The organism is Lysinibacillus phoenicis (assembly GCF_047238325.1).
In the GTDB taxonomy this organism is placed as follows: Bacteria; Bacillota; Bacilli; order Bacillales_A; family Planococcaceae; genus Lysinibacillus; species Lysinibacillus irui.
Window position 1 is genome coordinate 1,178,987 of the sequence record NZ_JBDFMP010000002.1, and the last position, 22,147, is coordinate 1,201,133.

Annotated in this window: 23 protein-coding genes and 1 pseudogene; 1 reads left to right on the top strand and 23 read right to left on the bottom strand. The window is 37.3% G+C overall.

Going from position 1 to position 22,147, the window contains the following annotated elements; genetic code table 11:
- Positions 1 to 139: 139 nt before the first annotated feature.
- Positions 140 to 694 (bottom strand): metal ABC transporter substrate-binding protein, encoded by a 555-nt coding sequence (locus ABC382_RS07445; protein ID WP_312505305.1) that lies wholly within the window; start codon positions 692 to 694, stop codon positions 140 to 142.
- Between the two features lie 64 nt (positions 695 to 758).
- Positions 759 to 1,444 (bottom strand): annotated as a pseudogene (locus ABC382_RS07450) (tyrosine-type recombinase/integrase).
- Positions 1,445 to 1,679: 235 nt separating this feature from the next.
- On the opposite strand from ABC382_RS07450, the gene ABC382_RS07455 reads away from it, so the two are divergent.
- On the top strand, positions 1,680 to 3,089 hold the full coding sequence (locus ABC382_RS07455) for a VanZ family protein (RefSeq protein ID WP_312505497.1): 1,410 nt from the start codon (positions 1,680 to 1,682) through the stop codon (positions 3,087 to 3,089).
- Between the two features lie 413 nt (positions 3,090 to 3,502).
- Here the strand turns inward: ABC382_RS07455 and ABC382_RS07460 are convergent, their stop codons facing one another.
- The 21 genes from ABC382_RS07460 to eutH all read right to left on the bottom strand — a co-directional run bounded on the left by ABC382_RS07460 (position 3,503) and on the right by eutH (position 22,141).
- Positions 3,503 to 3,949 carry a GNAT family N-acetyltransferase gene (locus tag ABC382_RS07460; RefSeq protein ID WP_322610475.1) on the bottom strand — a complete coding sequence of 149 codons (447 nt, stop codon included), beginning with the start codon at positions 3,947 to 3,949 and terminating at the stop codon, positions 3,503 to 3,505.
- Positions 3,950 to 4,558: 609 nt separating this feature from the next.
- The gene (locus ABC382_RS07465) at positions 4,559 to 5,086 is read right to left on the bottom strand and encodes a permease (RefSeq protein ID WP_274796493.1); all 528 of its coding nucleotides are present in this window, start codon (positions 5,084 to 5,086) and stop codon (positions 4,559 to 4,561) included.
- Positions 5,083 to 5,565, bottom strand: coding sequence for a hypothetical protein (locus ABC382_RS07470; RefSeq protein ID WP_274796492.1), 483 nt, complete (start codon positions 5,563 to 5,565; stop codon positions 5,083 to 5,085). The genes ABC382_RS07465 and ABC382_RS07470 overlap by 4 nt, the downstream gene beginning before the upstream one ends.
- Complete coding sequence (locus tag ABC382_RS07475) at positions 5,558 to 5,899, bottom strand: PadR family transcriptional regulator (protein WP_322610474.1); 342 nt, start codon at positions 5,897 to 5,899, stop codon at positions 5,558 to 5,560. Before ABC382_RS07475 ends, ABC382_RS07470 begins: the two co-directional genes overlap by 8 nt.
- Positions 5,900 to 6,090: 191 nt before the next feature.
- Complete coding sequence (locus tag ABC382_RS07480; protein WP_322610473.1) at positions 6,091 to 7,122, bottom strand: S66 family peptidase; 1,032 nt, start codon at positions 7,120 to 7,122, stop codon at positions 6,091 to 6,093.
- Positions 7,123 to 7,493: 371 nt separating this feature from the next.
- Entirely contained in the window at positions 7,494 to 8,990 is a 1,497-nt protein-coding gene (locus ABC382_RS07485) for a carboxypeptidase M32 (RefSeq protein WP_407133445.1), read from the bottom strand.
- Between the two features lie 89 nt (positions 8,991 to 9,079).
- Positions 9,080 to 10,162, bottom strand: coding sequence for a helix-turn-helix domain-containing protein (locus tag ABC382_RS07490; protein WP_322610471.1), 1,083 nt, complete (start codon positions 10,160 to 10,162; stop codon positions 9,080 to 9,082).
- A 269-nt stretch (positions 10,163 to 10,431) separates the two neighbouring features.
- Complete coding sequence (gene mdh, locus ABC382_RS07495; RefSeq protein WP_274796487.1) at positions 10,432 to 11,379, bottom strand: malate dehydrogenase; 948 nt, start codon at positions 11,377 to 11,379, stop codon at positions 10,432 to 10,434.
- Positions 11,379 to 11,747 (bottom strand): BMC domain-containing protein, encoded by a 369-nt coding sequence (locus tag ABC382_RS07500; RefSeq protein ID WP_274796486.1) that lies wholly within the window; start codon positions 11,745 to 11,747, stop codon positions 11,379 to 11,381. Before ABC382_RS07500 ends, mdh begins: the two co-directional genes overlap by 1 nt.
- A complete protein-coding gene (locus tag ABC382_RS07505; RefSeq protein WP_008176433.1) occupies positions 11,740 to 12,024 on the bottom strand; it encodes a EutN/CcmL family microcompartment protein in 285 nt (94 codons plus the stop codon). The genes ABC382_RS07500 and ABC382_RS07505 overlap by 8 nt, the downstream gene beginning before the upstream one ends.
- Positions 12,025 to 12,060: 36 nt before the next feature.
- Entirely contained in the window at positions 12,061 to 12,933 is an 873-nt protein-coding gene (locus ABC382_RS07510; RefSeq protein ID WP_274796485.1) for a phosphate propanoyltransferase, read from the bottom strand.
- 12 nt (positions 12,934 to 12,945) lie between these two features.
- The gene (locus ABC382_RS07515) at positions 12,946 to 13,536 is read right to left on the bottom strand and encodes a phosphate propanoyltransferase (protein WP_322610469.1); all 591 of its coding nucleotides are present in this window, start codon (positions 13,534 to 13,536) and stop codon (positions 12,946 to 12,948) included.
- Between the two features lie 178 nt (positions 13,537 to 13,714).
- Positions 13,715 to 13,993: a BMC domain-containing protein gene (locus tag ABC382_RS07520; RefSeq protein WP_004269321.1), complete on the bottom strand. Its 279-nt coding sequence runs from the start codon at positions 13,991 to 13,993 to the stop codon at positions 13,715 to 13,717.
- Positions 13,994 to 14,013: 20 nt separating this feature from the next.
- On the bottom strand, positions 14,014 to 15,504 hold the full coding sequence (locus tag ABC382_RS07525) for an aldehyde dehydrogenase family protein (RefSeq protein ID WP_322610468.1): 1,491 nt from the start codon (positions 15,502 to 15,504) through the stop codon (positions 14,014 to 14,016).
- Between the two features lie 15 nt (positions 15,505 to 15,519).
- Complete coding sequence (eutL, locus tag ABC382_RS07530) at positions 15,520 to 16,170, bottom strand: ethanolamine utilization microcompartment protein EutL (protein WP_322610467.1); 651 nt, start codon at positions 16,168 to 16,170, stop codon at positions 15,520 to 15,522.
- An 11-nt stretch (positions 16,171 to 16,181) separates the two neighbouring features.
- Positions 16,182 to 17,189: an ethanolamine ammonia-lyase subunit EutC gene (gene eutC, locus ABC382_RS07535; protein WP_322610466.1), complete on the bottom strand. Its 1,008-nt coding sequence runs from the start codon at positions 17,187 to 17,189 to the stop codon at positions 16,182 to 16,184.
- Between the two features lie 9 nt (positions 17,190 to 17,198).
- On the bottom strand, positions 17,199 to 18,569 hold the full coding sequence (locus tag ABC382_RS07540; RefSeq protein WP_274796479.1) for an ethanolamine ammonia-lyase subunit EutB: 1,371 nt from the start codon (positions 18,567 to 18,569) through the stop codon (positions 17,199 to 17,201).
- Between the two features lie 5 nt (positions 18,570 to 18,574).
- A complete protein-coding gene (locus ABC382_RS07545) occupies positions 18,575 to 19,999 on the bottom strand; it encodes an ethanolamine ammonia-lyase reactivating factor EutA (protein WP_322610465.1) in 1,425 nt (474 codons plus the stop codon).
- Positions 20,000 to 20,016: 17 nt separating this feature from the next.
- Complete coding sequence (locus ABC382_RS07550; RefSeq protein ID WP_274796476.1) at positions 20,017 to 20,517, bottom strand: EutP/PduV family microcompartment system protein; 501 nt, start codon at positions 20,515 to 20,517, stop codon at positions 20,017 to 20,019.
- A 10-nt stretch (positions 20,518 to 20,527) separates the two neighbouring features.
- Positions 20,528 to 20,869, bottom strand: a complete 342-nt coding sequence (locus ABC382_RS07555) for a BMC domain-containing protein (protein WP_274796475.1) — start codon at positions 20,867 to 20,869, stop codon at positions 20,528 to 20,530.
- A 27-nt stretch (positions 20,870 to 20,896) separates the two neighbouring features.
- Positions 20,897 to 22,141: an ethanolamine utilization protein EutH gene (gene eutH, locus ABC382_RS07560; RefSeq protein WP_274796474.1), complete on the bottom strand. Its 1,245-nt coding sequence runs from the start codon at positions 22,139 to 22,141 to the stop codon at positions 20,897 to 20,899.
- Positions 22,142 to 22,147 lie beyond the last annotated feature (6 nt).

The following is a 22,147-nucleotide window of genomic DNA, read 5'->3' on the forward strand; positions in this document are numbered from 1 at the left end:
ATCGAGCACTAATCCTTATTACAGAATTGCGCCCGATTGTGGAAGATTATAACCATAATTCGTGTTAAACTAAAGCAGCCCGTTAGTTGAAGAACTAATTTTACGCATAACTCCCTTATAATTGTTGTATGGTACTATATTATTCCGCATGTTCTTTCATTAATTTATCAAGTGCTTTACCATAAGCATCTTTGTTTTCCTTACTTAACTCATAAAGTGCGTTTTTCCAATTATCTCCATCCACACCTGATAAATGTGGAGTACTTTTTAGTACAACTTCTTGCATATTCGGCTTATCCTCTTTACTAGCGTCTTTAATAAGCTTTATTGCTTTTCTTGCATCTGTTACCCCTACTTGTATGTCTTTGTGAATGTCTTTGTATTTATCAGGAACTTTTACATATTCCATATTGTCTAAAATCTTATCCATCTTGTTTGCTGTTTTTAAAATATCTTTTTCTTTTTCTTTGTCTTCCATAGCTTTCATCGAGTTTACTATGAATAAATCCTTCATGTATTGAAACTCTACTAATTGTTCACAAATATAATAGGGATACTGTTTCTCTGATATTACTGTTTTCATTGTTGATTTGCTTAACTGCTCAGTCTTAGGAGTAGACTCTTTATTTTCTACCGCACAACCTACTAATAATAGAATAGGTATTGCTAATGATACGAGTTTCGTTGCTTTCATTATATATCCTCCTTTTAGAAAGTATTGTAATTCTACATGAGTGTCTTGATTGAATGAAAGTTTTTTAAAAGTATTTACTGTATAAATCTTGTCTTAGCTTTCCGCTTAGTTGAGCGTATATCTTTGTAGTCTCACTCTTTTCATGACTCTTTGAATGACATCAATTGGCGCACCGTTATTAATCATATGCGTTGCATAGCTGTGTCGTAATTGATGCGGATGTATACTCTTTTTTATACTAGCACGATTTGATATGCGCTTGATAATATATCTTAAATTATCAATGCTCATTCGCCTTTTCGGCCGTCTGTCCGTAATAAACAAACAAGGTTCTTTATCCTCTCGTTCATCTAAATACCTTTTTAACCAAATAGAACAGCGGGTATTAAAGTACACCTCCCTTTCTTTATCACCTTTCCCTTGTACAATTAATTACTGAATTCGATTGAAAATCGATATCTTCTCGATTTAATTTTACAATTTCACCAATACGGCAGCCGGTTGAATACATAAACTCAAATAGTGCTTTCTCCATCGTTGTTTGACAAGCTTCCCTTAGATGTTCTATCTCTAATTCTGTCCAAAACTAGAAGGCTTTAAGTGGTCTCCTGATCGTATTAAATATTCTTTTAATCTATCTGTATTAAATTCGTTCATATCAATATCCCCAAAAAATCGCAATAATAGATTGTATTGACATACAAGGATATTCAACAAACTAAAAAAATATTGATAGTTCCGAACTCTAATTAATCAAAAAGGTACTTTCCTTGTTTCCAGGAAAGCGCCCGATTGTTGAGTACCTTATTGAAGATAAGCACCCGTTAGCCGAATAACAACCATCTTATTGAAAACAGTCATTATTAAATACTTAATAACTAAACATACTTACATACTTCATAAAATCTTAAGTTTTATACTTAAAGAACCTTAAGATTTTCTTGCTACAATGAACAAGGCAAATTATTAAGGAGGTTACGTTACAATGGATTTGATTAGTATAGTATCGGGTCTTTTACCGTATGTAAAATATTCTATTTTTATCATCACAATCTTGATAATTGGATACTTTATATATAGAAAATTTTATCAGGGGAAATATCCAATACGTCTTTCTAAATTTGTTCTCATCACTTTACTTATTTGTTGGTTCATTGTAGTATTTGGAATCACTACTCTCAGTAGAGGGGCAAAATATACAGATCAGATTAATTTCAGTCTATTCACTAGTTATGTAAATGCATGGAACAAGTGGTCACTGACTGAATATCAATTAATCATCTTTAATATGTTAATGTTTGTACCGTTAGGCGTACTATTACCGTTGATTCATCATAAAAACAAATCATTTTGGCGTGTACTCGTCATATCAATTGCTTTCACGTCTTGTATTGAAATTTCCCAATTGATTACAGGTAAAGGGATTTTTGAATTAGACGACCTTTTGCATAATACCATTGGGAGTTTAGCAGGGTACTTTATCGTGATGGTATTCATTTTATGGACTGAACAACGAAAATTAACATTTATACCGATTGTGAAAGCTATTTCTATTCCAGTAGTTTTTATTACGTTATTTGGCGTAGCAAATGTGGTATATAACGCTCAAGAATTTGGGAATCTACCATTCAAACCTGCACAAAAACAAAATATGGAACACATACAGATGCAACTGGAAACTGAACTTTCCAATAAATCACCTAACGCATGTGTTTATTACAATAAAGATGTAAATGATATAAAAAAAGGAAAATTAATCGCCCAATCCATTGCTAAACAATTTAATTTGAAACAACAAGGTGGCATACGGATTGAAGTGGATAATCGTATATTTACATTTCAAGACGATGAAGGCAGTAACTATTATTTAACTTATTTCATGTCAAATGGTTCTTGGTCCTTATCATTCGATAATATAAATGATGACCCCCTAAAAGTTGATATTAAACAGAAAAAGCAACTTTTAGAAAATTGGTTAAAAAGTGAAGGATTATTACCTAATAACGCTATCTATCAGCAGCAAGATGAACGTACAATTCGTTGGGATTTAGCTGAACCAGAGAATTTACAATCCACATGTGAAGATTTCTCTAAAGGTCTGGTTATGATTAGTCTTTTTAATCAGCAAGTACCCGACATATTATTTGACATCAGTGACAATGAAATGGTTGCGAAAAAGCAATTAATTTCACAACAGCAAGCATATAATGTAATGGAAAACGGAGAGTTTAGCACATACAATCCTTTACAAAAAGGTGATACATTAACGATAACGAATGTTCGTCTAACATATACTTATGATACAAAAGGTTATTATCAGCCCGTATATGTATTTACATGCAATGTAAATGATTCAGACTACATAATTGAAGTTTTAATCTCAGCTATTCAGTAAATAAAAAACCGAACTTGCCCAAATAGTGGACACTAAAAAAGTGTAGCTATTCGGGTTTTTTGTTCAACATCTCTTATTCAATTAAACTGGCCCTATAATGAGATGGAGCGCTAATCCTTATTACAGAATCGCGCCCGATTGTTGAAGATCAAGTTAGTGTTCATTGTTTTTTACTTGTTAAACTAAAGCACCCATTTAGTTCAAGAAAACTTTCAACCTGTGATTTTGAAGGACTAAAATCATCATTTCACAATTGCACCCCATCAAGTTGACAGTCGAAATAAAAAACGGCTTGTACCCATAATTCTAAAGAACTCAAGCCGTTTACACATTTAGTGATAATGATTAAAAATAAATATAGTCATCTAACACACTTCTTGTTTAAATTCCGTAATTAATCTAATTAATGCATTTTAAAACACTTTAACTTTCATTAGAGGAAGATGACGATTTGGGAACACCGAAGAAGGAGTAGAACCAATGCACTCTGCTCCCATTTTTAAATAAAAACCTTCGGCATTAGGTTCGCTATCAAGAGTAAATTCGTTTATTCCTAACTCTTCTGCTTTATTTAGTAAATGGTCCCAAATCATTCTCCCTAATCCTTTACCGATATAATTAGGATCTATGAACAATGCATCTAATTTCCGTTCACTAATTGTAAAGCTATAGAAAGCTACTATCTTGTTATCACTCTCCATTAAATAAACGGGATTTTCTTCTATGTATTCTTTAGTTACAGTCAAATCATCTTTACATTGTTGTAGAAAATCTTCTGTATATCCCCAGCAAGCTTTTGATTTATAAGCCAAGTTGGTTAAAAAATTGCAATCTTCTATTTTTGCTCTCCTAATGAACATTATATTCCCCCTGAACTAATTATTTTCTCATCATTTAACTTAGGAAATTTGGGTTAAATTCCCATAATATAACTATACCTCGAAACTTAAAGGAAAGACAAGTTGATCTTGCTAATGCTGTTTCTGATGAAAAAAGGAGCATTTCTTAGAGAAACGCGCCCGATTGTTGAATATCAAGACAGTTATCTTGTCTCCTGCTGTCAAAATAGACCTCTATATTTGATTAATCCAAAAAGAGGTTTGAAAGTTTCTTTTTAATAACAAAGTAAGTTAATATACCTAAGCAAATATATATAATCAACATACCACTCCCCATTACTAACGAAAATTTAAATCCAATAATTAGAGAGTATATATTTAGTAATATATAGATTGTTAAAAATACAAGACCTTGCTTCCTGCTCTTAACAAAAACAGAAGTAAAAATAGCTAATATTAAACTGACGCTAATTAATTGTCCTAAAAAGACCATTGTATACATCAAAATATTAATCCCCAATCCAAATATCACCTCGCAACATGATTCATAAAAGCGCCCGATTGTTGAATAACGTATTCATAACATTATAAATTAGAAATTGAGGGGTTAAAAGTTTTAATGACTTAAATCTATATCTCCATGGTTGCATTATCCTTTAGTAATTTTTCTTGGCTGTATAATTTTTCAAAAAGAATTCCTGTTAAATAGTAAAACACGAGACCAAAACAAATATGAATAAGTGTGAATTTAAGACCAAATGATGTGAATTCATACAACAGAACCGGCAATTTCACTGTCGACCAAGCCCCTAAGAAAAATACTATATAGCGCACACTAGCTCCTTTTTTCAATAATAATATTGCTATTGGAAAGGCTATATAAAGAGGGCCTGCTGCTACCGTTGCTAATAATAGAGTGAAGAGGACTCCATATATACCTGATTTTTCACCCATATAACTAATAAGTGTTTCTTTCGTTACCCATTGATCTAATAATCCAACTAATATAAATATAGGAGGTAGCAGAAATAACATATCCAAAATACTTTTACCAGTTAACTGAACGGTTTTTATAGCAATTGCTTGATTCATAAATGTAAGAAGAAATAATCCTAATAATAAAATGAAAAAGAAACGATATCTTTTTAGCTTCATCATGTCATCACTACCCAAATAATTAATGCAAATAGAAGAGACATTATTATGGAAGAAATATTTCGAGCATAAGCAAAACTTCTTCCAAAAATCTTTTGCTCCATAGTTAAAGTAACAAGTCCTACAGACATCAATGTCGACATTAATACGGCAACTTGCGGAAGGGCAGCTCCATTCTGAACTAATGTATGTCCGAGAGGAAAGACAATAAAGCTTGGAACTAAAGCAATTGAGCCAATAATCGTGGAATAGATGATACCTAGGAAACCTGAATTCCCCCCAATAATGGAAGAAATAAGGGATGGTGTCAATAAAGATAATGCCAGACCAATAAATAGCATAATCGCTAATAAATCTGGCAAAACATTTCGAAACATTGTCCATGATTTAAATAATGCTGTTTTTGTTTTGTATTTGTCTTTTATGAAGGAAATTCCCAAATATATAGAGGCTATCGAATAGAGAACTAAGCCACTAACCATTATCTTGAACCTTCCATTTCTCAAATTTATCTAGGAAAAAAGCTAAATTTTTCATTTTTTCTTCAATATCTAGATGAAATTCTTCTAATTTTCTTTTACCAATAGTAGTAATTTTGTACATCCTTATCGGTTTGTCTTGCTCAGATATATTCAAATAAGATTCAACAGCGCCTTCTTCCTCTAATTTTTTTAGCGTGCGATATAATATCGCACTATCAATTGGGTTGATGGGAAGCTCCTCCTCACATTTTTGTAGAAGTTTTCCTCCATAGTTATCTCCCTCTGTTAAAAACAGCAAAAGAAATGCTCCTGTATGTCTCCCTGTATGCTTCACAAAAGATACACCCCTCATTTTTTTAATGATACAACATCACTGTTAATGACAGTATACTGTCATTAACAGTAACAAGTCAATATTTTTTCTTTGTTCTAACCTTGCCCTTAAATTGAAAAAGCACTTTCCTTATACAAGAAAAGCGCCCGATTATTGAATATCCTTATTTGTCCCAAAAAGCCGCTAACATCTTACAGTACAGTGTTTTCTAAAATAGTAAAAGAGCTTGTATTACAATTAATTTCTGCTAATGCACCAAGAGGTAAAATGAATTTTGGTTCGGTATGTCCAAAGTTCATATTGTATAGAATTGGTGTATCCTCCAAGTTAAATTCTTTCATCACTTTTAAAATCTCTTCTTTATATTCTTCGCAATACTTTTCATCTTGTGGTTTACCAAATATAATTCCGTTTGCTTTTTGTAAAATACCTTGTACACCGTAGTTTCTCAACCAATATCTAAGTAGGTTAGGCTCTGGTTGATCTTCAGATGTTTCAAAGAAAAGGATGCAATTTTCCCAGTATTTTTCTTCAGGCCATAGCACGGTACCTTTAGCAAACTCTAGTACTTCAATGCACCCTCCTATTAAACGTCCCTGCACTATACCTTTACCTTGCAGCAATTCGTATCCTTTATTAGGCTGCATTGTGCGTTTTTGATTTTTATTTGATTCTATCCATTCTAAATGCTCACTTGTCCATTCTACAGAAGGAACAATTTCACCTATTACTTCATTAGAAAATAGCGTTTTCTGAATAGATTGAACGGTATATGAGTGCATTTCAACGTTTTCAGCAAAATCGGTTAAAATTGCTGGTCCATAAAATGAAGATATACCCGCCTTCAAACAAAATAAATGAACAATCGTTACATCTGAGTAACCCATTAAAATTTTAGGATTTTTAGTTATAACCTCAAAATCAATGTAATGGAGTAAACGAACACTATCATCTCCACCAATATTTGCAATAATAGCTTTAATCTTGGGGTCCTTAAAAGCCATCATTAAGTCCTCTGCACGTGCTTTTGGATTTTTGTCTAGATAATCTGCACCTTTCAAGCTATTTGGCATTGCTATAACTTTCAGTCCAAAAACCTCTTCAAGTCTTTTTACGCCTTGTTCATAACGCCATTTTAATTCTGGTTCTCCAGCACCTCCCCAAGAAGGACTTATTGTGGCGATATAATCTCCTTGCTGGAGTTTATTTGGCTTTAATAACATATAAATTCACCTCAAATTAGATTTAATTTCATTAAAAATAACATATTAATGGAAATTTTTTAAACAGTCTATCATTTATGTGAAATAAGCTACTAAATCCTTGTTTGGTAACATTGCACAAAATGATTTTATTCCACAATCTGGCCCGATTGTTGAACAAAATAGTTCAGCTTAAAAATAATTCGTTATAATGTTGCATATTTTATAAAGAATAATAATGAAACATGTGAATTACTTTAAATCTTAAATTGTAATTTTGTCCCATCCGCTTGCAAAATGTCAATCTTATGAATTATTTCCAATTCCCTAGCTGACTAAGGCTTTTTTAAAGCAACAAGCGATTTCTCATTGTAGAGAAATCGCTTGTTTTTTTATAGCTGATAAAGCTTTGTATATTTTTCTTGTAAATAGTTTGCTAGGTACTTAGCATTTAAGCCTTCCCCTGTCGCTTCTTTCAGCAATTCAAATGGCTTTTTCAATGCTCCATATTGATGAACTTTATCAGTTAGCCACTCTCGAATTGGCAGTAGCTCTCCTTTTTCTAGTAATTCATCAAAATTAGGAATATCCTTGTCCATCGCATGCTTCCACTGCGCCGCATAAATCATCCCTAATGCGTAGGATGGGAAATAGCCAAACATTCCGCCTGACCAATGCATATCTTGTAGCACACCTTGTGCATCCGTCTCAGGGCGAATGCCTAAATATTCTTCATATTTATCATTCCACACTTGTGGCAGATCTTTCGCCTGTAAATCCCCATTGAATAAGTCACGTTCAATTTCATAGCGAATCATGATATGTAATGGATATGTTAGTTCATCTGCTTCAATGCGAATAAATGATGGTTCTACCATATTGATGGCACGTAAAAATTCGTCTAATGCAACATCGCCAAATTGGGCTGGTGAGAAGTGTTGAAGGCGCTCGTAGTTATGCTCCCAGAACTTTTCATTTCTGCCGACAAAGTTTTCATAAAATAATGATTGTGATTCATGAATCCCCATCGATGTCCCAGTAGCTAATGGCAGACCTGCAAGTTTTTCATCAATGTTTTGCTCATACATCGCATGTCCACATTCATGAATTGTGCCAAAAATGGCTGAACGGAAATCATTTTCATCATATTTTGTTGTAATACGAGCGTCACCATAGTTTAAGCCAATCATAAAAGGATGCACACTTTCATCCAAGCGTCCTGCCTCAAAATCATACCCAAGCTGCGTTAGCATTTCTAATGATAGCTCACGCTGTGCTTCCCTTGGGAAATGCTTAAATAACATATCTGTATTTGGCTTATTCGATGAATTGGCAATTTTCTGGACAAGTGTCACAATCGATTGACGTAAGTCGCCAAACACTTGATCTAAGACATCTGTCGTCATATCTGGTTCATATAAATCGAGTAATGTATTGTACGGAGATCCGTTTTTTATGCCCCAATAGTGAATGAATTTTTTCTGCCATTGAATGATTTCTTCTAAATATGGTAAGAAAAGGGCGAAATTATTAGTTGCCTTTGCTTCTTCCCAAGCCGTTTCCGATTTTGATTGAAGAATCACGTATTCTTTATATTCATCTGCTGGGATTTTTTTGTTTTGATCGTAATTCTTTCTTACTTCTTGCACTAAACGAAGTGTTACATAGTCAAGATCCGCTTTTTGTGTTTCTAAAGCAGATAAAAGCTCGCCTAATTCTTCACTTGTCTGCATATCAAATAAAGAGGCTGACAATGTGCCAATAACCTCTGAACGTTGCGCTAGCCCTTTTTTGGGTGCACCTGTCCGCATATCCCAATAAATCACATTGAGTGCTTCCTCATAATGTTGCATCTTCTTCACATAGTCTATAAATTGTTGAACTGTCATGCTTTTATCCTCCTTTTCCCGTTATAAGTTTATCATATTTTCGAAAATTTTGTATATTGTGGACCTTTTGGTAAAATGAATCTGACTATTCACTCTTTACTTTTCTCGATAAGTTTACTATATTGACGATCCCCTAATCCATAGTGAGGAAATAAGTAAAATAGTTGCTTTATCAGATCATTTTGAGGCATATCGAGATGTTTTTTTATGTACGTGGTAATCTCGTTTTCCTCCTTTAAATAGTTGAAATATAATTGAACGCCCTGATACATGACTGGTAAAACTGTAGTCTTTGGAAGACGATGCTGTATCAACACCTGTTCATAGATCTCCATATAATTGCCTAGTACTATCTCCGTTTCTTCCACATCATAGGTCATTTCCTTGACCATATGATAATAGACCTTGCCTTGATACCCTTGTTGTTCTAAGAAAGCAAGAACTGTCAGTAGATTCAGCTGACAAAACATATCGTCTCCAAACCATAAAACAATACATTGATAGTCATTTGTCAACAATGGTTTCAACGGATTCACTGTTATCAGCTCATAATCCTCTAATGACACCTGATGCCCCGTAGAACGAATTTTATTAAATTCTTCACTGAAAATCACACTAGTCGTTGGATTTGTACACATCGCTTCATTAAAAGGTACGTAATCAGAGTTCCCCATTAATTGCTGTTTAGCAAACTCTTCATACATTATTTGCCCGTTCAATACATTCAATATCTTTTGATCATATTGGGCATTGATTTTCTCTTGTAACGCCTCAATTTTTAATTTTTGTGAAATATCCATCGTAAACCATCCTCTCTCCCCCAGTAAATTCAGCTTCACGAATGTTTGTATAGGTTGTGGGGACCTTCTGTAATCGTTTGGACTTATACCAAATGTATTTTTAAAAGCTCTAGAAAAGGATTCCTGAGATGAAAAACCATGATAAAAAGCAATGTCGATGATTTTCTTTTGTGGATCTTTTAAGGCCATTGAAGCAAGATACATTTTTCGAAGTGATCTATATTTTTTGATTGTTATTCCAGTTATCTGGTGGAATTTAAAGGAACAGTAATAAGGGGAATACCCCATATCCTTCCCTAAATGCTCTAATGAGAATCCCTCTAATAGATGACTTTCAATCCATTCAACCATCTCCTGTACGATGTTGTTCATCCACATCCCTCCTTATTTGATTATAGTAGAAGTGTTAATCGTTTTTATGATATAGGTTGTGAACATAACAAAAAACTGTAGCAAACATTTAAGCTTGCTACAGTCAGATCTCCCATAAATGAGAGTGTTATATATAATAAGGGGAATATTAACTAGCTTTCAGTTATGTTCGGTTTCCAATCAAACATTTTTAAGAGCTATTATGAAGTTTCGATCGAAAGAAAGTTGGGGATCCTATCTTTCAATTTAAAAAATAGATTGTGTTTTCACTATTCAATGTTTTGGCAAATGGCAATCACTTGTTTAACAGCCTCTGCTGAATGCTGGAGGGCTGCTTGTTCTTCATTGGTTAGGTGCAATTCAATCACAGATTCAATCCCATTGCCACCTAAAATAGTTGGTACCCCTAAAAACAGATTGTGGTATCCATATTCACCTTCTAATAGGGCTATAGAAGGGATGATTTTTCGTTGATCTTTGATAATGATTTCAACCATCTGTGCACATGCCGCAGCTGGGGCATAATAGGCACTTCCGTTTCCTAGTAAACCGACAATTTCACCGCCACCTTTACGTGTACGCTCGACGATTTGCTGAAGTCGTTCCTGGGGAATTAGCTTTTCTAATGGAATACCTCCAGCATAGGAATAACGGATTAATGGCACCATTTCATCACCATGTCCCCCTAGCACGAAGCCAGAGACATCTTCTGGTGCAATTTGTAGCTCCTGGGCTACAAAAGTATTGAAGCGAGCTGTATCTAACACACCAGACTGACCGATAATCCGATTTTTAGCAAAGCCTGTTTCCTTATGACACACATAGGTCATAGCATCAACTGGATTACTCAACACAAGGACGATACTATTTGGAGCATAGTGTTTAATTTGTCTTGAAACCTGTTGAATAATTTTGGCATTTGTAGTAACTAAATCATCACGACTCATGCCTGGCTTACGAGGGATACCAGCTGTAATAACGACAATATCGGCACCAGCTATATCTTCGTAATCACTCGTCCCTTTAATGGAGACATTAAACTTTTCAATTGGGCCTGTCTGTAGTAAATCCAATGCCTTCCCTTTTGTCGGGTTCTCAGCCTCTGGAATATCGACAAGCACCACATCACCTAATTCTTTTTGTGCTAAAAATAAACTCAATGTAGAACCAGTGTGACCAGCTCCAATAACAGCGATTTTATTTTTACGAAAGGCCATTATTCTTCACCTCGATTATCTGTCGTCGGTGTTGCTTCGGTTGTTTTTTTAGCACGTGCTGATGCTGGTGTAGAGGCAGGCTTTTTCTTTGGTGCCTCTGGGCCTTTAATCATTTGGAATACATCTTCATCAGGTCTCGGAATGACATGAGCGCCTAATAGTTCACCAACACGCATGGCAGCAGCCTTTCCAGCTTCTACCGCTGCTTGTACTGAACCTACGTCACCCTTCACGACGACCGTCACAATTCCACCATCAACGAATTCCTGTTTAACGATTGTGACGTCTGACGCCTTAATCATGGCATCCGCTGCTTCATACGAACCAACTAAGCCTTTTGTTTCAATCATTCCAATTGCGCTACTCATTGTCTTCACCTCTCATCACTTCAGTAGAATCAATAATACCTATAACAACTGCATCGATTGGTAATGGATTTTCTTTCATAATATAGCGTGATGACCCACCGCTTGTAATGAGTACATCATCACCAATCCCCGCACCTATACGATCAGCTGCAACAATTTCTGTGCGAATCGGCTGTTGATTGGAGTCAATGGGTTGAATGATTAATAGCTTTAATCCATTCAGCCCTTCCTCCTTACGTGTTGCCCATACACTGCCTATTACTCTACCCATTTGCATGAACTTCACCCTCTTTATGCGACACAGATTGTCTTACTACTCAGCTCGGACCGTTAATGTTTTATTTAGTTCTCGTAGCTTATCATAAGCCAATGCTGTCACAATCGTTTTCTTTGGTACTACAATTTCTTGTGCTTCTATTTCTAGCACTTCTATTTGTGAAAGTAGCTTTTTATCATAATGATAGACGGATGGTTTCTCTACTTTCTCTACGACTGGCGACTGCACTTTCACTGGTATAGAAGATGGTTCACTTCCTTGGTGATGTACAATTTCAGCAAGTGTTCCCTGCTGAATTAATCCTGCATTGGCTTCATCTGTATCGATATGCATTTCTAATCGATAACGCTCTGATACACGGATGACCACATTCGATAAAATAATCGGGCGAATTCCTTCTACCTTGATTTGAACAGACTGTCCATCTACTACATTAAATCTCGCACTATCCGCTGGGGACATATGAATATGTGCCTGTGCAATAATAAGTCCTTCATTTAACACGACACTCCCCTTTGGACCGATTAATGTAACAGGACTAGAACCTTGAATATCACCGGAAATTCTTAATGGAGGTTTCAACCCTAATTTCATAGCATCTGTCCAGCTTACTTCCACTTGAGACAACGATCGAGCTGGGCCAAGAATACGTACTCTCTCAATTGATCCTTTTGGACCAGCAATTACTACGGTTTCCTCTGCAGCAAATTGCCCTGGCTGTGAAAGCTCAAACTTCGGTGTAAGCTGATAATTCTCACCGAAAAGCTGCTCCACCTCTGCTTGTGCAAGATGGACATGGCGGGCAGATACACCAATAGGAATTTTACCGTCATGTGGAGGGGAAGATTGATTTTTTAAGACTTGCTGCAGAACTTCTTCCACAATTTTTTGAACCAGATTTTCTTGCATCTTGCCTCCTCCTTACGATGAGATTTTTACTAATTTACCCTGTGCTTGCTGTTCAATAAAACCTGCATTGGCTTCATCCGTATCGATATGCATTTCCAGACTAAAGTCATTGGAAACACGGACGACTACGCCACGGAAAGTAACAGGTCGATCACTTTCAACTTCCACAGAAACCAATTCGTTATTATGCACTTCCAATGCTTTGGCATCTTCTTCTGTCATATGAATATGTGCCTGTGCAATGATAACACCCTGCTCGATATGCAATTCTTTATTTTGGTGAAGGATTTTAATGCCTGCAGAATGGTCAATATCACCCGACTGTCTTAACGGAGGTGTCACACCAAGCTTCATGGCATCTGTTCGGCTGACTTCCACCTGTGTTGCTGGTCTCACTGGTCCAAGTATACGAACATTATGGATAATGCCTTTTGGACCCTCGATAGAGACACGCTCCTTGGCAGCAAATTGCCCAGGCTGTGATAAGTCAAAATCCTTTGTCAGCGTCGCATTTGGACCAAAAAGTGCTTGCAAATCCTCTTCACTAAGATGAATATGACGAGCCGAAATGGCCACTGGAAATGTTTTTGTAGCTGTTGTCACGTTAGCCACCTCTTTATCTCATTAATTGTTTACCTATTAGACAAGATGAGAGCTGTCCTCTGGTAGGATTAACTCTCATCCAAATCCTTTATGCCCTAGCGTAATTGTGGTGGTGTTGTATCCACAGTTTAATTCACCAACAATTGAGATGGGCGTCTTGTCCTAAATAAAGCTAAAATTATGCTTCTGCTTTTGGTAAAATCATTTCTAATTCGTGATGTGGACGTGGGATTACATGTACTGATAGAAGTTCTCCTACACGTTGAGCTGCTGCTGCACCTGCATCTGTTGCTGCTTTTACTGCACCTACATCGCCACGTACAAGCACTGTTACGATACCGCCACCTACATGTACTTTTCCTACTAAATTAACGCTTGCTGCCTTTACCATTGCGTCTGCTGCTTCAATTGCTCCTACTAAACCTTTTGTTTCTACCATTCCTAATGCTGTACTCATTTGTCATTCCTCCAAATAATTTATTTATTTTGTAATGTGATTTGTTTTAATACTTGATCGACAATTTGTTGAACCATCGTCGTGTCAAGAGCAGGCTCCTGTGAGACAACCGACTCAACAACGGATTGTATTTCAAATTCTGGTTTTGGTACTTCGACATCTTTAATGCCATAAGCCATACGTTTAATATTTAATAGGTGTCTTGCTGTAATGTTATCCGACGTAATATTACCGCCAAATGTACCACAGCCTAATGTAAAGGATGGTGCTAATCCTGTTGTTCCACCTACTGCACCGATAGATGATAATGTATTGACTACAATACGTGAGACAGGTAATTCAACAGAGAATTGCTCAGCTAATGCTGCATTTTCAGTGTGAATCGAGCATGTATGTCCACGACCACCAATATTTAATAGGTCAATCATGACTTGCTTTGCTTCTGTACTGTTTTCTACTATATAGAGGGCAAAGATTGGTGAAAGTTTTTCAAGCGAAAACGGTATATTTTTACCAATCATCGTTTCTAACCCAACAAGAACTTTTGTATCTTCTGGGACTGTGATGCCAACAGAATCTGCTAAGCAAGTAGCTGATTTCCCGACAATTTGTGGATTTACCTTTCCAGGAACAGGTGAAATTAATTTCTCCATTTTTGCTTTTTCTTCAGCATTTAATAGATAAGCACCGTTTTTCTTTAATTCCGTCTGTACCTGTTCAGCAATCGCCTTATCTACAATGATGGCTTGTTCTGTTGCACAGATGGTGCCATTATCGAACGACTTACTGTGAACCAGTTGACGGACAGACTTTTGGATATTAGCTGATTTTTCGATATAAGCTGGGACATTCCCCGGCCCTACACCATAAGCTGGCTTTCCAGAGCTATAGGCTGCCTTCACTAAAGCACCGCCGCCTGTTGCTAAAATTAAATGAATATCAGGATGCTTCATGAGCTGTTGCGTAGCTTCCATAGAAGACATCGTTAAGCATTGCAGTAGCCCTTCAGGTGCACCAGCTTGTTCCGCCGCTACTCGACAAACATCTAACGCCTCTTTTGTACATTTCACCGCATATGGGTGTGGACTTAGCACTAATGCATTTCTTGTTTTTAAAGAAATAAGTGTTTTAAAAATGGCTGTAGATGTTGGATTCGTCGTTGGCACTATACCTGCGATGACCCCAAAAGGACTCGCAATCTCTGCCACTTTCTTCATCCGATCATAGCCTACAATACCAACCGTTTTTAAGTCTTTAATATCTTCATAGACATCTCGTGAAGACACTTCATTTTTCATTTTTTTATGATTAGGGATACCCATCCCTGTTTCTTGCACAGCCATTTTTGCTAAACGGTCTGCTTCCTTAAAGGCAGCATCCGCAACAGCCTTCACTATGTTGTCTACTTGCTGCTGTGAAAATTGCATGTAGGCAGCCTGTGCTGTATTAGCCTGTTTAACGGCATCTCTCATTTCTTGAATTGCTAATAAATCTTTGTCTAATGTGGCCATAAAGCCGCCTCCTTTCTAGATCACTGGATTTCTAGCTATATTTTCAATAGCTTCTCTGAAAGCATTTGCCGCAGCCTCGCAAGATGATTGACTACCACTTAATAGGCCGCCACCAAAATTGGTTTCAGACGGAGGGCCAAAGAAAACCTTTAACTCTACATCTGCCGCCTTTAATGCTGCATCTAATCCAACTACTGCCTCTAGTGGCGGTGCGATTAAATAGGCAAGTGGTGTGCCGACGTTTACATTTGCCAGCTCGGCGAGATACGTTCCACAGCTTGCCACTGTATGGGCAAACAAAGCATGATTTTCATTGTTATTAATCGCCTCGAAGTACGTATCAAACTCAATTTTTTGTTGAATGGCATCAAGTCCGCTACGAATTTCATCAGGCGAGCTTCCTGCAATGATGCCAATCATTTCACCTGATAATGGGCCCGATGCATGAGCTGCTCCCGCATAAAAGCTTTTCGCATAGACAACGTCAACATCTGCCTTTTTCGTTGCTTCATCAATAGCAACATATCCAACATCATCAATGGTCAATGTGACAAGCCCAATGCTATTGTGATATGGCTTTAAATCTAGCTGCTCTGCTAATTCACTGTTGACTCTTGGAATGGTTTGCATCGCCAAAATTTGTGCCATAATTTTTTGAGGATTCATGTTTCAGCCCCCTAACCTTCTTTTGCGACAAGCTCAACGCCACTTGCCTGGTAATGCAAGATTTTTTGTACGACTGTTCCTAAATAAGCACCCGCTTCTAATGGTGGAATACCACCTTTGTGGATATTGGATATCACCATACGCTCCGCTTCGACTGTACCGATTCTTGGCTTGTAGCATAAATACGCACTCATCGATTCTGCGGAGACAAGACCAGGACGCTCACCAATTAAGTAAACAATTACCTCTGCCTGTAACAGCTCTCCAATTTCATCCATCAAAGCGACACGGCCTTTATCAATATAAAATGTAGTACCGATGTCAATATTTAAATTGCTAAGACTTTGTTGAAGTGCCAAGTACACATCCTGCACATTTTCTTCAATGGCACTGGCACTTAGGCCATTCGAAATAATAATCTGCACTTTAGGCTGTTGCTTACATTTTTGTTGAATCAGTGCCTTTGATTCCTCTGATAAACGACGACCTAAATCAGGTCTTGTAATGTATTCTTCCTTATCAGTTACTTTCGTTGTTACTTGAAAAACATCTAGTTTTTGTAAAAGCTCTTCGGAAACTTCACCATATACGGCATCTACCGCAGCAGCATGATCAAGTCGGAACTTTAACCATGTTTTCGTTTTTGGTCTTGTCCCTGCTCTACCAACGCCAATTCGAGCAGGTGTATGTTTTTTTGCAGCCTGCACACTTTCTGTTAATGATTCTGCTTCAAACTGAAATGGCTTAATCGGCACAGCCGTATTAAAAGGTTGTTCTAGAGTAGCAGGAGCTATCGGTTCCGACTGAGGCGCTCCGTGCTGATACAGCTTTATTAACGGTCCCTGTGATGTCGTTTGAGACTCTGTTATTTCTGTCGGACGATTGTCGACTGTATCATATATTTTAATAAGTGATTGTTCTGCTGGAGGAGCTACAACTTCAGGTGCTTGGTTTCCTGTATTTTTCTCCATCTTTTCCATGACAAGCTGTGTAATCATAGAGACTAATTGATCATTCACTCGATTCACCTACCTTTCAAAAATGGATAAATCGCCAGCTCTTGCTGAAAGTCGACCATTTTCATAAATGCCCATTTTTTCTAACCATGCTAAAAATGCTGGAGCTGGTTTTTTACCAAATGTTTGGAGTAATGTAGCTACATCATGGAAGCTCATCGATTGATAGTTAAGCATTACATCATCACCCATTGGCGCAGCGATAATAAAGTTAACGCCTGCCGCTGTCAGTAGTACACTTAAATCTTCAATATCATTTTGATCCGCTTTAATATGGTTCGTATAACAAATATCTACACCCATAGGGATTCCATGCATTTTGCCCATGAAATGATCTTCTAGACCAGCACGAATAACCTGTTTATTGTTGTATAAATACTCTGGACCGATAAAGCCAACTACTGTGTTGACAATATAAGGATTAAAATGTCTAGCAAAGCCATAATTTCGCGATTCCAGTGTTACTTGGTCAATGCCCATATGTGCCTCTGCCGATAGCTCTGAGCCTTGACCTGTTTCAAAGTAGAATAAATTTGGACCAGTACCTGTTCCTTGTTTTTTAATGAGCTCCTCTGCTTCTCGTATTAAATCAGCAGAAATACCGAACGAACGGTTAGCAATTTCTGTCCCTGCGATACTTTGGAAAATCATATCTGCTGGGGCACCTTGTTTAATTGCCTTCATCTGTGTTGTAATATGAGCTAATACACAGTTTTGTGTAGGAATGGACCAATCATTGATGAATTCCTTTGTAGCCGTAAGCACTTTTTTGACACTTTCAACTGAATCATCTACAGGATTAATGCCGATAACAGCATCCCCAATACCATAGGACAGTCCTTCTTTTAGAGAGGCGATGATGCCATCAATATTATCTGTCGGATGATTTGGCTGTAGACGAGATGACAGCGTCCCTTTTTGACCAATCGTAATATTACACGTTGAAAGTATTTCAACTTTATTGGCTGCATGTACAAGATCTAAATTGGACATTAGTTTTGTAACAGCGGCAATAATCTCGGAATTCATCCCTTTGCTTAAACGCTTTAGCTCACGGTCACCCGTATCATTTGATAAAATGTATTCGCGTAGCTGCTCGATGCTCCAGTTTTTGATTTCTCCATATATTTGCTCATTAATGTCACCCTCAATAATGCGTGAAACCTCATCATTTTCTTGTGGCACTAATGGATTTTCTCGAATATCTTTCACTAAAAGCTCACTTAATACAGCCTTTGCTGCGATTCGTTGTTGAACCGTTTCAGCTGCAATCCCTGCTAGCTGATCGCCGGATTTTTCTTCATTGGCCTTCGCCATGACATCTTTTAATGATTTAAAATTATATTTTTCTCCACCAAATATCACCGATAAATTCACATTCATCCTCCTTACTTTGAGTGAAAGGCAAGAGTTTTTACAACAACAGGAACAACGCCAGATGGCAGAACCTCTCCTATGTCGATATAATCACCCGTCTCCACTTTAATTTGATCGATGCAAATAATTGGTACTGTAGAATTAATTGCTTGTATGGTTTGTCCAATAATCTTTGCATAATCTGATTGAATGACTATGATAATTGGTATGTCCTTGGAGCATCTTGTCGCCAAATGCTGCAAAACAGCCTCACACAATGCATGTACATCCTGAAAGCTTAAATACGGCAATTCACTAAAATAGAGGGCAAATGGTGAACGATTATCCTGTATGGAAAATAGATCATCCGCTCGCTCAACAGCTGTCTTTACTACAGTGTTAAAGTCTGTTGTTGCATCGTTCATATGGCAGTTGAAGACAGGCACATTTTTTAGTGGTAACACGTCGGCATCTACTTGAATAGTTGCGCCACTTATTTCAGTGGTCTGTGTACCTGCCCCCGTGACTGTTGCTCGTGCTGTTTCCTCTGGTCGCAGCCATAAAAATGATTGAAGCTGCTCATGCTTAAGTAGCGTTTTTGCTAGTTTTTCGCCAATATCATCATACTGACGCTGCGTACAGTCATTTTCATAAATACAGGAGGCTACACCACCTGAAAAGACAATGGCATCAACTGGTTTATGCCAGTTGGGTAAATGTCCTAGTAATAATGGATGCTCTTTATTGGTACATTGTCCATGAAGAATCATGGCAAGTGTTCCAACCATCTCTTCAATACATTGTGAGACGCGAACATCCTCTGCCGCATCACCGACAGCTAACGGATTAGACCAGTTTTCCATCAGTCGCATGAGTGGCGGAGAAATTGATTGAATCTTGCGTTCCTTAAATTCAATCAATCTACCACCAACATGTAAGGTACATGTACCAATGACTTCCCCAAACTGCATCACAGCAATATTCGCTGTCCCACCACCAATATCAATATTGGCTATTACTTTGGATGAATTCTTTGATTGCTGTAAAGTACCTGCCCCCTTGGCGGCGATGATGCCCTCTAAATCAGGACCAGCGGTAGCAACTAAAAAATGACCAGCGCCATCTGCAATGGTATGGACAACCTCTCTTGCATTTTCTTTCGTGGCGGATTCGCCTGTTATAATAATGGCGCCCGTTGAAATGTCTGTTGGCGCAATTTGTGCCAATTGATACTGCTGAAAAATAAATTCCTCAATCTTTTTCATATCAATGATGTCTTTATTGATAAAAGGTGTTTTAATAATTGGACTTTGATGCAATACCGTTTTCTCAATAATTTCAATCCTTGGCACATGTGTCACACCAGCCACATTTTTTAACAAAAAACTACTGACGACCATTTTTGTGGTACTTGTCCCAATATCAATGCCTGCACTAAATATTTTTTCAGTTTTCACCCTACACCTCCCTCTCGCTACTGTGAGCAATACATGAGATACGGACTATCGCGATCCTTAACAAATTGTTGAATGTCTTCATGTGTCTTCAGCTGAATCAATGGTTCAATAAACTCGATTCCTAGCTTTTGCCATGAAGAGGTTTTCACGATGGGCCCATGCGTCATAACATTTTTTAATAAAGCTGTAGCCCTTTCTACATCTGCATTAGGAGCATCAATCTTTGTAATAACACCAATTTGTATTTTTGGAATCCCTAAGCTAAATTGCGGAGGGAACACACTTCTTGCTGATGTAGCATCCTGCAAATAAATCACATGAGTTACTTCCAGCGACGTTGCCATAATATTTCTGTAATACATGGGATTTTCAACATATTCACCTGGTGTATCAACAATCCAGTCATCATAAACGAGTGCCTGTGTTTTGTTAGCCGTACTTTCCTTGCCTAACAAAGTATTCATCAATGTTGACTTTCCTGCTTGCACACCGCCTATTATCATTACTCGATTTTTCATATGACACATCCTATGATTTCGTTATTTTTGATGGGGTGTACCCTAATACCTCGGATAAAAAACGATTAATTTCTAACATCGCCATTTCCACTTCAGAAACACTTCCCACAATAACGAGACTACCTGTAAAACGATCTAAAAATCCGAGTTTGACATTGGCAGCCTTTGTCGCTAAATCCCCTGCAATAATCACTGTTTCACTCGGAGTACAAGTCATGATGCCCAGCGCACCTGCTTCTTGGATTCCTAGCTTTTGAAACATATCTGGATCAGGATTGGCAATAAGGTGACTCAATGTTAGCTGTTTACCCGGCACAAACTCCTGAATAAATCGTTTCTTTTCTTCACTCACACGTCATCACCTCACTTTTTTAATCAATTAAGATTTTTGCTCTGTTACATATTCGCCTTCTTTGATAATGCCAGCCTTGCGATCCTCAATTTCCAACCTTAATGCAGTTGGTACGGAAAGCTTATAAGCTAAAATAATGGCAATGACACCCGCTAAAAACTTACCAGCGATAACAGGCAAGATAATAGTAGGCTGGAAATTAGCTGTAAATGATAAGTGATCGCCTAATAGGAATGCAGAACACACACCAAATGCAATGTTAATAACTTTATCTTTTGGTGGCATATGGCGAATCAGTGTAAACATCGCCAAAATATTAGCAATCGTTGCTAAAATCCCCGCACTTCCTACAGAGGATAAGCCTAATTTTTTACCAGCCGCTTCAAGTGGCTTGGAAGCATATTTTCGAATTAAATACACCATTGGGAAGGCACCCGCTAGCATAATACCGATATAACCGGCTGTCTCTAATGCTCGGAATTGATCGATCTCATCTGCCATGATTGGATCAAAGCCCCACGCACCAAAAATCTTTGTAAAAATACCTGTAAAAATCTCAACAATCGAGAACACTAATACTAATTTAATCCCGGCATCCATCACACGTCCGAATAGCATAAATCCTTTAATCATACCGTTCGGAATAAGCTTTAAGCCTAGTGCGATTAAAATAACGAAAATAAATAAAGGTAGTAAGTTAATTAATATTTGTAAAACAGAAATGGCAAACACATATGTAGGTGCCTCTGTTGTACTAATGACTTCACGGACTTCTGTATTAAATAGCACAATCATGATTGAAGAAATAAATGCACCAATCGGAATCGTTAATACGCCGGCCATAATACCTAGCGCCATATACTTATGATCACGCTTATCTAACATTGCAAGCCCCATTGGAATAGAGAATACGATAGTAGCACCAGACATAAATCCAACAACTAGAGCCATGACCCATCCTTCATAAGACTCTTTTAATGCATTGGCTAATTGGTAACCACCCATGTCCGAAGCTAATATTGTCGTCGCTGCTATCGCAGGATCTGCACCAATTAACTCAAAAATCGGACTAATAAAATGACTAATAAACCATGTTAAGTAAGGAATAGCTGCCATGATCCCTGCTGCTGGGACAAAAATATGTCCAACGGTATGGATACCATTCATAAATTCTTTTCCAATTCCATACTCAGCATCTCGGATTGCCCCGATTGCCCCTAAAACAGCACAAATCATAATAATATAAACGATAATCGTTCCTATCATTGCCATCTTACT